The sequence below is a fragment of the Acinetobacter sp. 802_lipA genome, assembly GCF_058242885.1.
In genome coordinates, this window is sequence record NZ_JBZAYP010000001.1 from 2,951,198 (window position 1) to 2,963,873 (window position 12,676).

Annotated in this window: 15 protein-coding genes, 1 pseudogene and 1 other annotated feature; of the genes and pseudogenes, 10 read left to right on the plus strand and 6 right to left on the minus strand. The window is 40.1% G+C overall.

The genetic code is table 11. The features are described 5' to 3' along the window. Positions 1-42: 42 nt before the first annotated feature. Positions 43-408, plus strand: a complete 366-nt coding sequence (locus tag AC4CU3_RS14615) for a hypothetical protein (RefSeq protein WP_126037254.1) — start codon at positions 43-45, stop codon at positions 406-408. A 113-nt stretch (positions 409-521) separates the two neighbouring features. Here the strand turns inward: AC4CU3_RS14615 and AC4CU3_RS14620 are convergent, their stop codons facing one another. After that, on the minus strand, positions 522-929 hold the full coding sequence (locus tag AC4CU3_RS14620; RefSeq protein WP_410169719.1) for a DUF2147 domain-containing protein: 408 nt from the start codon (positions 927-929) through the stop codon (positions 522-524). Positions 930-1,349: 420 nt separating this feature from the next. Next, on the minus strand, positions 1,350-1,979 hold the full coding sequence (locus AC4CU3_RS14625) for an alpha/beta hydrolase (RefSeq protein ID WP_010327145.1): 630 nt from the start codon (positions 1,977-1,979) through the stop codon (positions 1,350-1,352). A gap of 126 nt (positions 1,980-2,105) precedes the next feature. On the opposite strand from AC4CU3_RS14625, the gene yaaA reads away from it, so the two are divergent. Beyond that, positions 2,106-2,885: a peroxide stress protein YaaA gene (gene yaaA, locus AC4CU3_RS14630; protein WP_236769322.1), complete on the plus strand. Its 780-nt coding sequence runs from the start codon at positions 2,106-2,108 to the stop codon at positions 2,883-2,885. A 15-nt stretch (positions 2,886-2,900) separates the two neighbouring features. Beyond that, on the plus strand, positions 2,901-3,527 hold the full coding sequence (locus AC4CU3_RS14635; RefSeq protein ID WP_236769321.1) for an HD domain-containing protein: 627 nt from the start codon (positions 2,901-2,903) through the stop codon (positions 3,525-3,527). Here the strand turns inward: AC4CU3_RS14635 and AC4CU3_RS14640 are convergent. Beyond that, positions 3,524-4,951 (minus strand): cryptochrome/photolyase family protein, encoded by a 1,428-nt coding sequence (locus AC4CU3_RS14640; protein ID WP_236769320.1) that lies wholly within the window; start codon positions 4,949-4,951, stop codon positions 3,524-3,526. The genes AC4CU3_RS14635 and AC4CU3_RS14640 overlap by 4 nt on opposite strands. Positions 4,952-5,179: 228 nt before the next feature. Between AC4CU3_RS14640 and AC4CU3_RS14645 the strand changes: the two genes are divergently transcribed. The 4 genes from AC4CU3_RS14645 (at position 5,180) to AC4CU3_RS14660 (ending at position 8,596) form a co-directional block, all read left to right on the plus strand. Then, entirely contained in the window at positions 5,180-5,419 is a 240-nt protein-coding gene (locus tag AC4CU3_RS14645; protein ID WP_236769319.1) for a hypothetical protein, read from the plus strand. Between the two features lie 369 nt (positions 5,420-5,788). Beyond that, complete coding sequence (locus tag AC4CU3_RS14650) at positions 5,789-7,111, plus strand: NCS2 family permease (RefSeq protein WP_004696144.1); 1,323 nt, start codon at positions 5,789-5,791, stop codon at positions 7,109-7,111. A gap of 66 nt (positions 7,112-7,177) precedes the next feature. Next, positions 7,178-8,179, plus strand: coding sequence for an adenosine deaminase (locus AC4CU3_RS14655; RefSeq protein WP_279043845.1), 1,002 nt, complete (start codon positions 7,178-7,180; stop codon positions 8,177-8,179). Between the two features lie 54 nt (positions 8,180-8,233). Continuing rightward, entirely contained in the window at positions 8,234-8,596 is a 363-nt protein-coding gene (locus tag AC4CU3_RS14660) for a hypothetical protein (protein WP_218288240.1), read from the plus strand. Between the two features lie 26 nt (positions 8,597-8,622). On the opposite strand, the pseudogene AC4CU3_RS14665 reads toward AC4CU3_RS14660, so the two are convergent. Further along, positions 8,623-9,177 (minus strand): annotated as a pseudogene (locus tag AC4CU3_RS14665) (cytochrome b). Positions 9,178-9,413: 236 nt separating this feature from the next. Between AC4CU3_RS14665 and AC4CU3_RS14670 the strand changes: the two are divergent. Beyond that, positions 9,414-9,791: a hypothetical protein gene (locus AC4CU3_RS14670; RefSeq protein WP_035326742.1), complete on the plus strand. Its 378-nt coding sequence runs from the start codon at positions 9,414-9,416 to the stop codon at positions 9,789-9,791. Positions 9,792-9,978: 187 nt separating this feature from the next. Here the strand turns inward: AC4CU3_RS14670 and AC4CU3_RS14675 are convergent. Then, positions 9,979-11,213, minus strand: a protein-coding gene (locus tag AC4CU3_RS14675) for an IS3 family transposase (RefSeq protein WP_490738342.1) whose coding sequence is annotated in 2 segments (ribosomal slippage) — positions 9,979-10,937 and positions 10,937-11,213 — 1,236 coding nt in all. Because the reading frame shifts where the segments join, the coding sequence is not laid out codon by codon here. Beyond that, positions 10,822-10,938: a sequence feature (AL1L pseudoknot), on the minus strand. It overlaps the preceding gene by 117 nt. A 151-nt stretch (positions 11,214-11,364) precedes the next feature. Between AC4CU3_RS14675 and AC4CU3_RS14680 the strand changes: the two genes are divergently transcribed. Together AC4CU3_RS14680 and rnhB are read left to right on the plus strand one after the other, a co-directional pair. Then, a complete protein-coding gene (locus AC4CU3_RS14680; RefSeq protein ID WP_348960569.1) occupies positions 11,365-11,619 on the plus strand; it encodes a hypothetical protein in 255 nt (84 codons plus the stop codon). 62 nt (positions 11,620-11,681) lie between these two features. After that, the gene (gene rnhB / locus AC4CU3_RS14685) at positions 11,682-12,269 is read left to right on the plus strand and encodes a ribonuclease HII (RefSeq protein ID WP_087012125.1); all 588 of its coding nucleotides are present in this window, start codon (positions 11,682-11,684) and stop codon (positions 12,267-12,269) included. Positions 12,270-12,317: 48 nt separating this feature from the next. Here rnhB and csrA read toward each other — a convergent pair whose 3' ends face one another. Next, complete coding sequence (gene csrA, locus AC4CU3_RS14690) at positions 12,318-12,572, minus strand: carbon storage regulator CsrA (protein ID WP_004982340.1); 255 nt, start codon at positions 12,570-12,572, stop codon at positions 12,318-12,320. Between the last annotated feature and the right edge of the window lie 104 nt (positions 12,573-12,676).

A 12,676-nucleotide genomic window follows, 5' to 3' on the forward strand; every position in this document is an offset into this window, starting at 1 on the left:
TTATGCTAAACCCATATAACAAAAAAGCCTTTGGGATGATCAATGAGAAAATTACAATTTACAGCACAGCATGGACAGCAGCAGGATGTAAATGAAAGCGGTGTGGTACAGAAGCAGGTACAAGACCTACTGGTTCAAAAGTTAGGTCAATTTGGTTTTGAAACTTTGCCACAAAGTGGTGATCAGGTGGCTGTGAGTGTCGATAATCATACTTTGCCACTGTCTATTACGTGCCAAGGTCATGACGGTGAAGGAAATCTGGTGTGCGAAATTGCCTCTTATCCAGATGAAGAGCAAGACTGGTTAGACCGAATTGCTGAACGAAGCTTATTGAACCAACTTGCACAAGCGGTTGAAACTACACTAAAAACAGATAAAAGTTTTACTGAGTTTGAGTGGAAAGGCTAATTGAATAGATAAAAAATGCTGAATTGGTTTTTCCTAATTCAGCATTTTTTAGAACAGAACACGTTTAATATTTTGATGGGTCAACGCGCTTATAACTGGATGTGCTATAAGACTTATTCCACACGTAACCAAGTTTGGCTACGTCCCACAGCAGAAACACCTAAATAACCTCTTAAGAATAGCTTTTTCCCATTTGGGCTAATTTTACCTTTTAGGCTATACAGCTTGCCTGAAACGGGGTCAATGATTTTACCATGAGTATAATTAATATTATTTTCAGTCTTTAAACCGGTAATCACTTGCATACCAATAATAGGCTTATCGGTGTAGGGTGCAGGGCAGTTGGTGCAAAACTCTTTTGCTGTATAACCTGGACGAGGTGTTGCTTTCAGTGCAGTTCCAGCATAAGTCCCGTTGGCTTGCTTTTCAATTTTCACCAGACCTTTGGGTTCTCCAGTTTTATCATCGATATAACGCCAAGTTCCTATAATGTCTTGAGCACAGGCTGATGTGGTGGCTATAGTGACTAAAACTGCCCGAGAATTGTTTTCATAAAATCCCTGAATATTTTAAAAATTATTTAAATGAATAGCTCTCTCGAGCTAAGATGTTGATTGTATAACTTATTATTTTAATAATGATGTGCAGAATATATCAAGTTCAAGCGTGGATTGTTGCATAAAGTACCATTAGCAGGATTCAACCCTCACTGATTTTTAAAACAGGTATTTGATGGAGATCGTGCTGGTTGAGTTTAGCGCTCAAAAGGAAGCTTAAAACTATTTTGACAAGAGATATAAGGGAAGACTAATCAAGCTGCTGGAAATGGCTTATTAAGCGTTGGAATAGAAAAAGAGATACGTCTAGATTAAAAATAAAAAGTTCAAGAAAGAAAGGGGCTAATGTTAGACAGCCATTTCTTTCCTGAACTGAGTGATGTGTTAAATCCACAGGAAACGTGTAATCGCAATACGTAACTGTTTTAAGTAACCGGTAAAGAAATGGTTTGCACCAGGTAATACAGTCACTAAATGGCGCTGCGGTTTAGCCCACGTAATCATGTCAGACAGTAAGGTCACTTCATCGGCTTCGCCATGGATGAATAAGATGTCACCTTTCAGTTGTGGTGTTACATAGTGGCGTACACCTGCGACCGTTGCCGTTGGTAGACCACATAAAATGGTTTGTTTTGGTCGAATTTCTTCTTGTAAAGCATCATAGCATTTTGCCATGACATGCGCACCGAAACTAAAACCACCTGCATAGAAGGGTAAAGTTGTATGTGCTGCACGAGCATGCTTAATCACTTCAAGAACATCATCAGTTTCGCCATGACCTTCGTCGTGTAGACCAACACTTTGACCTGAGCCACGGAAACTTGGACGGTACACAATGCAACCGCGTTCTAAGAACATTTGCGCAAGCAATGCTGGAACCTTGTGTTGAGGCGTACCACCTTGGAGTGGATGGGGGTGAGTAACTACCGCGAATCCTTTCACTTCACCCTGTGGATAATCTACAAAAACTTCAATTTGCCCAACTGGACCTTGAATGAACATCTGCTCAGACATAGAGAATCGATACATATAACAGGAGAATGGGCTAGTTTAACCGTTTATGCTTATTAAAAACACAGATTGGCAATAAAATAAGTCTACTGATATAGTCTGTTTAATTGTTTTTTAATCAGGTTATCTATGCTTGCCCTTGTTTCTCCTGCCAAAACTTTAGATTACCAAACTGCTTTACCTACCGATGCGTATACACAACCCAGATTGCTGCAACATTCCCAAGAATTGATCGAAGTTAGTCGCAAACTGTCAGCAAGTGAAATTGCAAGCTTAATGAGCGTCAGTGAAAAAATTGCCACCTTAAACGTCGATCGTTTTCGCGATTGGCAGCCAGAATTCAACTTTACCAATGCACGACAAGCCATGTTTGCTTTTAAAGGCGATGTCTATACCGGTTTAGATGCATATCATTTGTCAGAGTCGAACATTGAATATGCACAGCAACATTTACGAATGCTCTCTGGTCTATATGGTTTGCTACGTCCATTGGACTTGATGATGCCATATCGTTTAGAAATGGGAACCAAGCTGGCTAACCCACGCGGACATAATCTGTATGAGTTTTGGGGCAATCACATTACCGATTTAATTAACCAAGATTTAGAACAGGCAGGTTCTAAAATTTTGCTGAATATTGCTTCGGATGAGTACTATAAATCTGTGAAAGAAAGCAAAATCCAAGCAGAAATTATTAAACCTGTGTTTTTAGATCAGAAAAATGGCAAATATAAAGTCATTAGTTTCTATGCCAAAAAAGCACGTGGTTTAATGGCGCGTTATATGATTGAAAACCAAATTGATCAAATTGAAGGGTTAAAATCATTCCAGACAGATGGTTATTATTTTGATGCAGACAGCTCATTAAAAGGCGAGTTGGTCTTTAAACGAGATGAACAGGCGGCATAACGAAAGGGCCTTCCAATGGTGCAGTATACAAAACAGTTTCAGGACTATTGGGCGCTCACCGCAAAGCAACTGAGTTTGGATGACGATACCACTCAAAATTTCTATGCGTTGCTTTATGGCGCCTATAGTGAAGTGCAGCGGCATTATCATAGCATTCAACATATTGTTGAATGTTTAGAGCATTTTCATCAGATCAAAACCTATCTGGATGATACTTTGTCTGTTGAGTTGGCCATTTGGTTTCATGATGTCATTTATAACCCGAAAGCACATGATAATGAGCAGCAAAGCGCCGATTATATGCAACGGATGCTTGAAAATGTGCTTGGAGCTGAGCAAATTGCAAAGATCTATGCATGGATTTTGGCAACCAAAGCACATGCACCGACCGCTGACACTGATTTGGCTTATCTATTGGATATTGATCTGGTTATTTTAGCCAGCGATCCTATGCGTTTTGCTGAATATGAACGCCAAATTCAGCAAGAATATGCTTGGGTTGAGCCTTCACTTTATGTGCAGAAGCGCCAACAAGTGTTAAGGCACTTTTTAGAAACGCAGCCACTGTACCAGACACCATTTTTCCAAAAGTGCTATGAGCGTCTTGCTAAGCAAAACTTAGCCCAAGCTTTAGGTATTTAAAGCCCTTTAAATGCTTCGATGGCACGAACACGACTGGATTTTAAATCGACGATTGGTTTGGGGTAGTCCAAATCCATATTCTGCTGCTTCGCATAAGGCTCATGAATGCTTTTGGCATCTAAATGTGCAAGCTCTGGCAGCCACTGTCGAATATAATCACCATTGCTATCAAATTTCTGAGATTGGCTCACAGGGTTAAAGACTCGGAAGTAAGGTACAGCATCGGTGCCCGTCGAGGCACACCACTGCCATCCGCCATTATTGGCAGCTAAGTCACCATCAGCCAAATGTTGCATAAACCATTGCTCACCCAGACGCCAATCAATCAACAAGTTTTTAGTTAAGAACATTGCGACAATCATACGAACTCGATTATGCATCCAGCCTGTCTCAAGGAGTTGTCGCATGCCTGCATCCACAATTGGAATACCGGTACGACCTTGTTGCCATGCGTTTAAATCTTCAGGCGAATCTCGCCAAATAATATGCTGTGTATTGGCTTTAAATGGCCGATGTTTAGAGACATGTGGAAAATCAAATAAAATATGCTGATAAAACTCCCGCCAAAGTAATTCATCTAACCAAATCTGCTGGCCTGTGTTATCAATCATAAATTGACCGTGTTGAGCACGAAACAGGGCATTGAGACACTGGCGAATCGACACGATCCCGAGATTTAAATAAGTTGAAAGTTGGCTGGTGCTATTTAAAAATGGAAAGTCTCTCTCTTTTTGATAGTCACTAACTTTGTGATTAATAAAATCATCGAGCACTGAAAGCGCATATATTTCCGTTTCAGGCCAATAGGCTTTAATTTGATTTAAATCATTCGTATTCACATCAATCAGCGATTCAATGCGTGGAATGGCTGTATTTAAATCGGCAGGAAGCTGTATAGGTTGCTGTGCAGAAGGGAGAGGGTAACACTGCGGTAAGCCAATATTTAAGCGCTCATAACAGGTTTTTTTAAAAGCGCCAAAGACTTGATAGGGCTTACCAGATTGGTTACGAATACTGTTTAAGGGAAAGAGGGTTCGATCTTGGAAGAGCGTAAATTCAATGTGCTGCTGATTTAAGCATTGTTGAACTTCGGCATCGCGCTTAAGCTCATTCACGCCCATTTCGATATTTGCAAAGATTTGTTGTACTTGCAGTGTATGACATAAAGATGAAAGCTGACGTGGAATGTCTTGCCACAGCGGAATATTTAGAATGAGCAAAGGAATATTCAGTTGAGCAAGGCTCTGTTTTAAATCGTGCAATTGTCTGACATATAAATCAATTTTTACAGCCGCGTCATGATGTAATAGCCACTGTTGTGGGGATAGGATCACTAAAGCCAGCATAGGTCCATGTTGGCTTGCATGCCAAAGTGCAGCATGGTCGTGTATGCGAAGATCTTGTCTAAACCAAATTATGTTCATAAAAGGTTAATCAACTGTAATTTTTTGAAATATAAAATATTACAAAATTGAGCACTTTGATCATATTTTTTTCTCACTCGTTTAACTTAATCTTATGTTATTGAAATAATTAAATCAGAAAAAACTATAAAGTGTGAAGATGCTTTTTATCTGATAAATGTGTGACCCTTTGTATTATTTGTTATGATTTGTAATCATGCTAAAGCAGTTGTGGATATTGTGAATGTCATGAAAAAAATTCTAATCCCTATTTTTGTGGCTGCAGTTTGTTTGCTTGGGTTTGCTGTTTTTCAGGATACAGAAACGAAAAAACAGCAACAGTTGAATCAACTCATGAACAGTGCTGAGCCTAGAGTACAAAAGTTGAGTCCTTTCTCAAAGGCAAAGGCCGTGCCTGAAAAAGTTAGTAGCCCGCTTCAAAGTGATGCTGAAGCAATAATCGAGCAGGTCTCCATTAAAGTACTTTGATGCTTAAGATAGAATAAAATCATGTATAAATGACTTATCATGTTGAATTTTAATTAAAAATAAATTTAAAACAATTAAAAATCAGTGTGTTATAATTCGCGCCAAGATATATTGAATTTTAGATTTTGAGTCTAAAATGACGTTTTTGTTGAAAGCTGCATACGGTTTATGCGGCTTTTTTGTTTAGGTATATATGGTTCAACCCTGCGTTTGAACCATTCATGGCTAAATAAACTTTTCCTGAATTGAGGAAATTTGGCATATTCATTGCTTTAACTTCCAGAAATTTAATCAGATTTTCATCGTACTGAGTGTCGAAATTTTTTGGCAGTTATACAGTTTTAAAAGTTTATTTACAGGGGCTAGGTCATGACGACTCCTAATCCATCTTCAGAAAATATGCTCGAGCGTATGTTCAAACTGAGTGAAAATAAAACCAGTTTTCGTACAGAGCTTCTTGCAGGTGTAACCACATTCTTAACCATGTGTTACATCATTATTGTGAATCCAATGATTTTATCCGAAACGGGGATGGATCATGGTGCTGTCTTTGTAGCGACTTGTCTTGCAGCCGCAATTGGCTGTTTGGTTATGGGTATTGTTGCAAATTATCCAATTGCATTAGCACCAGGTATGGGCTTAAACGCTTACTTTACCTATTCGGTGTGTATGGGTATGGGTGTGCCTTGGCAGACTGCTTTAGCTGCAGTGTTTGTATCAGGTTTGGTGTTCATTGCGATCAGTATGTTTAAGATCCGTGAAGCCATTGTGAATGCAATCCCAATGTCGCTTAAGCTTGCGATTGGCGGCGGAATTGGTTTATTCCTTGCGTTGATTGCTTTAAAAAATGCAGGCGTTATTGTGGACAATCCAGCGACTTTGGTTGGATTGGGCGACTTAAAGCAACCGACGGTTCTTTTGGCTTTATTTGGCTTCTTGATGGTGGTTGTACTGCATCACTTTAAAGTGCGTGGTGCCATTATTATTAGTATCTTGGCTTTAACTGCAATTTCAACAGCTATGGGCTTAAGCGAGTTTAAAGGTGTTGTTGGTGAGATTCCATCAATTGCTCCAACATTCATGCAAATGGACTTTGAAGGTCTATTTACGGCAAGCTTGGTGGGTGTCATCTTTGTATTTTTCTTGGTCGATTTATTTGACTCAACAGGTACATTGGTGGGTGTGTCACATCGTGCAGGCTTACTGAAAGATGGCAAGCTTCCACGTTTGAAAAAAGCATTATTTGCAGACTCAACCGCAATTGTTGCTGGTGCAGCATTAGGTACATCTTCGACGACACCATATATTGAGTCGTCTGCGGGCGTTGCTGCTGGTGGCCGTACAGGTTTAACCGCAGTTGTGGTCGGTGTGTTATTTATCTTATGTTTGTTTTTAGCACCTCTAGCTCAATCTGTACCTGGTTTTGCAACAGCTCCAGCATTGTTATTTGTTGGTGTGTTGATGATTCAGGGGATTACCCATATTGATTGGGATGATATTACTGAAGCTGTACCTGCGTTCTTAACCATTGTATTTATGCCATTTACCTACTCAATTGCAGATGGTATTGCGATGGGCTTTATTAGCTATGCATTGGTTAAATTGTTCACCGGTAAAGCGGCGACTGTACCGTACATGGTGTGGATCGTGGCTGTGCTTTGGGCATTAAAATTCGCGTTATTTGGTGGCTAATTCATCAAATAGTGATAAGGGTGTAAACTCAGTTTACGCCCTTTTTTATTTTAAAGAGGAAAATATATGAGTCAATTGGAGCTCATTCGTGCTTTACCAAAAGCTGAATTGCATGTGCATATTGAAGGGACATTTGAGCCAGAACTCATGTTTGCAATCGCACAGCGTAATCAAATAGACATTCCTTATAAGTCGGTTGAAGAAGTGAAACAGGCTTATAATTTTCACAATCTGCAATCATTTTTAGACATTTATTATGCAGGTGCAAATGTACTGATTCATGAGCAAGACTTTTATGACTTGGCTTGGGCGTATTTTGAAAAATGTGCCGAAGATCGTGTAGTGCATACCGAAATGTTCTTTGATCCACAAACGCATACTGACCGCGGTATTGCTTTTGAAACAGTGATTAATGGTCTGCAACGCGCATGTGATGATGCCAAGGCAAAATTTGGCATTAGTTCGCATTTGATTATGTGTTTCTTGCGTCATTTAAGTGAAGAAGCAGCCCTTGAAACTTTAGCACAGGCATTGCCGTATAAAGATCAAATCATTGGTGTAGGCTTGGACTCAAGCGAAGTTGGACATCCTCCTTCAAAGTTTGAACATGTCTTTGCTAAAGCACGTGAAGCAGGCTTTTTAGTGGTTGCGCATGCGGGTGAAGAAGGTCCAGCAGAATATGTGTGGGAAGCTTTAGATTTGCTTAAAGTGAATCGTATTGACCACGGTGTGCGTTCTGAAGAAGATCCTGTATTAATGCAGCGTTTGATCGCGGAGAAAATGCCACTGACAGTTTGTCCGCTCAGTAACTTAAAGTTATGTGTCGTTGAAGATATGGCACAGCACAATATCCGCCGTTTGTTGCAACAAGGTGTGCAAGTAACAGTAAATTCAGACGATCCATCGTACTTTGGTGGTTATATGAATGATAACTTTATTGCCATTACAGATGCGTTAGACTTAACAGCAGCTGAGCTAAAACAATTGGCGTTGAACTCTTTTGAAGCGTCATTTATTTCGGCAGAAGAGAAGCAAAAATGGGCGGCTGAAATTGCAGCTATTGCTTAATCTAATGTCCTTTTAAAGACAGAGTTCGCTCTGTCTTTTTTATGTGAGGTTGATATGAAAAAAATCATTGCATTGCTTGTGGTTATTTTTGTGCTCTTTGCAGTTTATTTACTCAAAACCGATACTGGGTTAACGCAAAAACTACTAAAGCCTGTGGTGGTGTATCAGTGCGGTGTAGAGCTTGAAGCGACAAGGTTGTGGAAAGTCAGTACAGCATTGCTTGGTGAAGAGAAAAAGAATCAGCTCCAAACGCAAATCTGTGGTTGCGTGGGTGAAAATGCGTTAAACGATATTCCAGCAACAACTTTGTTGCGTGCAGTGGTTGATGAACAAGTCAAAAAACAGGTGGTCCAACAGGGCGTGTTGAATACGCTGAAAGGATGTGTGGTGGATGAAGTCCTAAAAGCAACAGATTGATGCTTTTAGGCTAATTCAACTTGGTCTTACTTTGCTTGTTTGGTCATGCTATTTAACACATTATCTTTATCAATAAAGTGGTGTTTCAGTGCTGCTACAATATGACCCACTAACAGCAATCCTGCAGCCCATGAAATCCAGATATGTAAAGGTTTTACGATTGCGAGTAATTCAGGGTTGTCTTGTACTAAACGGGGAATTTCAAAAAGGTACAATACAGGCGCAGGGTGCCCAGCACTCCAGCTAAATAAACAGCCAGTAATTGGCAAAGCCAACAAAATGAAATATAAAGCCAAATGACCGAGGTGTGCCATTTTTTGCATGAACGGTGACATACTGTCTGGAAGTTTGGGTGCAGGGTGGGTATAGCGCCAAAAGATACGAATCACCACCAGAAAAATAATCGTGGTTGCAATGTTCTTATGTAAGGTAATGACATCCCCTTTAAAGCTACCATCAGCATCATAGCTGAGGAAGTTTCAGCTATAAAAACCAATCAGCCAAGCAGCAATAAAGATAATTGCCATGAGCCAATGCAGGATTTGAGCAGTACGCGTGTAATGGGTATTTGCCGAGTTCATTAGATTCACATCCATTTTTATGTTGCGCTATTTTATAGAACTATAGATAGGTCAAAAATGTAGTAGATGCAACATAGCGTTGATATTCTGCAACGCTGCACAGACCAATGGCGCATGACTGATCTAAAACCGTGCAATAAGCGAAAGATATTAAAATGGCATGGAAATAGTGTTTCCGTAAATAGCAAAGATTCGGCAAAATACGCGCACTTTAACTGTTATAAATGGATATATCCGTGAAAAAAATGATTGCAGTGCTTGCTCCTTTGGCTTTGATCCTTTCGGCTTGTACAACGACTGATATGGCAACGACCAATACGACGACCACCACACAACAACTGGGTACAGCAGCGCTTAAAATTGCCATTAATGCAAAATGTACGACTGAGTTGAATAATCTGCCAGCATGGAAAACAGCAACCAAATTTATGACGGCTGATCAAAAAACCGATATTCAAACCGAAATTTGTGGTTGTGTCAGTGAGAAAGCCCCACAAAATATTACCGCTGTCGATGTGGCAACAGCGGCCATTGACCCTGCGGCGCGTACAACCATTATTAGCAATGCTGTGACGAAAACCATCAATGCATGTGTGGCTGAAGCGGTGAATTAAGTTGTGATATATCAAAGAAGCGGGGGACATGCCTCGCTTCTTTGCAGTTTTTTTGTACTTTTTGGTGTTTATCTTTTATATTGATGTGAATAATAACAATTGAAGCCTGATTTCTTTTACAACAAAGGGTGTATCTGTATGAAAAATGTGAACCGTACCGGGTTTGTCGGAGATTTTTTTATTTAAGTTAGGCCACCTGACCTAACGGGTTAATCTTATCATAGTACATTGCTTCAAACTCAAAAGGCGATACATAACCCAGTGCACTGTGTACACGCTTTTTATTGAACCAATCTACCCAGTTTAGTGTCGCAAGTTGTACATCTGCTAAACCTTGCCAATCTGCTTTTAAATATTCAATCACCTCTGTTTTGTATAAGCCATTCACCGTTTCAGCCAGAGCATTATCGTATGAATCACCAGTCGTACCGACTGATGCTCGTAAATTTGCTGCTTCTAAACGATTGGTATAGCGAATGGAAAGATATTGCACACCTCTGTCGGAATGATGAATCACATTCTTTGGCATGCCTCGATCGTGCAATGCTTGCTCAAGTGCATCGAGCACCATATCTGTATTCATCCGTGTAGATACTTTCCATCCAACAATTGCTCGTGAGAACACATCAATAATAAAGGCGGTATAGACCCAGCCTGAATTTGTTTGAATATAGGTAAAGTCAGCAACCCACAAGTGATTAGGCTGATCAGCTCTAAAATTCCGTTTCACCAAGTCATCTGCTCGTTTTTGGTCATCTCGGCTACGGGTGGTTTGTTTGTTCTTACCTCGCCAAACACCTTGTATACCTAGTTTTTTCATTAATCGAGCAACAGTACAGCGTGCAATAATATAGCCTTCACGTTTTAATTTTTGCCAGACTTTACGTACACCATATCGACCTGAACTTTCCTTCCAAATTCGTTTAATCTCCTCAGCATGATGCAAGTCATGTAAATCTCGCTTTGCTCGATGTTCCCTTGCGAAGCAATGCTTCTCATCGCAGAGATCTAGAGTCCGGTAATAGGTTGAAGGTGCGATCGGTAAAATTCTACAAATCGCATCAACACCATATAAGTCTTTATTGTTATGGATGAAATCCACCATTATTTGTGTGGGCGGTCGAGCTCCGCCTGGGCGAAAAAAGCGGCTGCTTTACGTAGAATTTCATTGGCACGCTTTAATTCTTTAATTTCACGTTCCATTTGCTTCATTTTTTCTTGATCAGATATCTGTTGTACTTTAATAGGATTTTGCTGATCTAAATGCTTTTGATGCCAGGCACGAAGTGTTTCAGGAGTACAACCAATCTTAGGCGCAATTGCTGTGATTGCAGCCCAAGTAGAAGGATAATCTTTTTCAGATTCAATCAATAATTGAACCGCTCTTTCTCTGATTTCAGGGGTATATTTTAATTTTGTCATCGGGGTAGTCTCTCAGAATATTGACTCTCCGACAAACCCGGTACGGTTCAATGATAAGTTAATTCTCTGTTTGTTTGGCTCGCTTATACTTTCCGCTTGTGTATCGAATCCTTTATCTAGCTCAGATGATGATGGAATCTCGGCTATTAAAATGGCCTCACATGCAAAATGTATGGATGAAATAGAAACTAATCCGACATGGATCATGGGCAGTAAGCTGTTATCAGAAGACCAAAAACAAAAGAAAAAACGTGAAGTATGTAACTGTGTGGGTGATAACTCACCCAAAGTGTTGTCTAAAGAGCAGTTGGCTTTGGCGGCAATTGATCCCAAAGCAAAGGCAACCTATGGTGCTTTAGCAGCAACAAAAACAACAGCCACATGCGCCTCTGAAATGCTAAACTAAGCCGAATAAATTGTTAAATTTTAGAATGGCTGTTGATCAGCCATTTTTTATGAGAGTAGAAAATGCAAATTGCAGGTGCAGATGAGGCAGGGCGCGGCCCTTTGGTGGGTTCAGTGGTCGCTGCTGCGGTAATATTAGACCCGAATAACCCGATACAAGGGTTAAATGATTCCAAAAAACTGACCGAAAAAAAACGTGAAAAACTTTTTGTCGAAATTCAGGAAAAAGCATTGGCATGGGCGATTGCTGAGGCGAGTGCTGCTGAAATTGATGAGATCAACATTTTACAAGCATCTTTGCTTGCGATGCGCCGCGCGGTTGAACAGCTTGCAATACAGCCTGAACATGTCTTGGTTGATGGTAATAAAATTCCACAAGGCTTGAGTATGAGCTGTGAGGCAATTGTGGGCGGGGATGCTTTACATGCTGAAATCTCAGCGGCGAGTATTTTGGCCAAAGTGACACGTGACCATCAAATGATTGAGATGGATCGAAAATATCCTCAGTTTGGTTTTGCCAAACACAAAGGTTATCCAACCAAAGCGCATTTTGAGGCGATTGCTGAACATGGGGTCATTGACGAGCATCGTCGTAGTTTTGGGCCTGTAAAGAAAGTAATTGAGGCACTTGAGCAAAAAGAGACTGTATAAAAATTTAAAGCGGCCAATCGGGCCGCTTTATATCTGAATGTTTCAATCTTAACGATTGAAATTATTCTGCTGTGCACCTTCATCTTCAAATGCAGGCTGGTAGTCCTGATCAAGATGTTGAAGATGTTCATGCATTGCACGTTCATGCTGAATGCGTTGATAAATCTCTTCACGATGTACAGATACTTCTTTGGGAGCATTGACACCAATACGAACTTGGTTGCCTTTGACACCAAGTACAGTAACACTTACTTGATCCCCAATCATTAATGTTTCACCGACGCGTCGGGTCAAAATCAGCATGTTTATCTCCTTGCAAAACGCTAAACCTGCAGTTGTACTAAAGTAAAATACATAATTTTTTGTATTTAAAAAAATTTAAACAAATGTTTAATACAACCACATGA

Coding starts and splice junctions, on each gene's coding strand:
- AC4CU3_RS14615 (WP_126037254.1), top strand. CDS start 43: ATGAGAAAATTACAATTTACAGCACAGCATGGACAGCAGCAGGATGTA.
- AC4CU3_RS14625 (WP_010327145.1), bottom strand. CDS start 1,979: ATGTCTGAGCAGATGTTCATTCAAGGTCCAGTTGGGCAAATTGAAGTT.
- yaaA (WP_236769322.1), top strand. CDS start 2,106: ATGCTTGCCCTTGTTTCTCCTGCCAAAACTTTAGATTACCAAACTGCT.
- AC4CU3_RS14635 (WP_236769321.1), top strand. CDS start 2,901: ATGGTGCAGTATACAAAACAGTTTCAGGACTATTGGGCGCTCACCGCA.
- AC4CU3_RS14640 (WP_236769320.1), bottom strand. CDS start 4,951: ATGAACATAATTTGGTTTAGACAAGATCTTCGCATACACGACCATGCT.
- AC4CU3_RS14645 (WP_236769319.1), top strand. CDS start 5,180: ATGAAAAAAATTCTAATCCCTATTTTTGTGGCTGCAGTTTGTTTGCTT.
- AC4CU3_RS14650 (WP_004696144.1), top strand. CDS start 5,789: ATGACGACTCCTAATCCATCTTCAGAAAATATGCTCGAGCGTATGTTC.
- AC4CU3_RS14655 (WP_279043845.1), top strand. CDS start 7,178: ATGAGTCAATTGGAGCTCATTCGTGCTTTACCAAAAGCTGAATTGCAT.
- AC4CU3_RS14660 (WP_218288240.1), top strand. CDS start 8,234: ATGAAAAAAATCATTGCATTGCTTGTGGTTATTTTTGTGCTCTTTGCA.
- AC4CU3_RS14680 (WP_348960569.1), top strand. CDS start 11,365: ATGGCCTCACATGCAAAATGTATGGATGAAATAGAAACTAATCCGACA.
- rnhB (WP_087012125.1), top strand. CDS start 11,682: ATGCAAATTGCAGGTGCAGATGAGGCAGGGCGCGGCCCTTTGGTGGGT.
- csrA (WP_004982340.1), bottom strand. CDS start 12,572: ATGCTGATTTTGACCCGACGCGTCGGTGAAACATTAATGATTGGGGAT.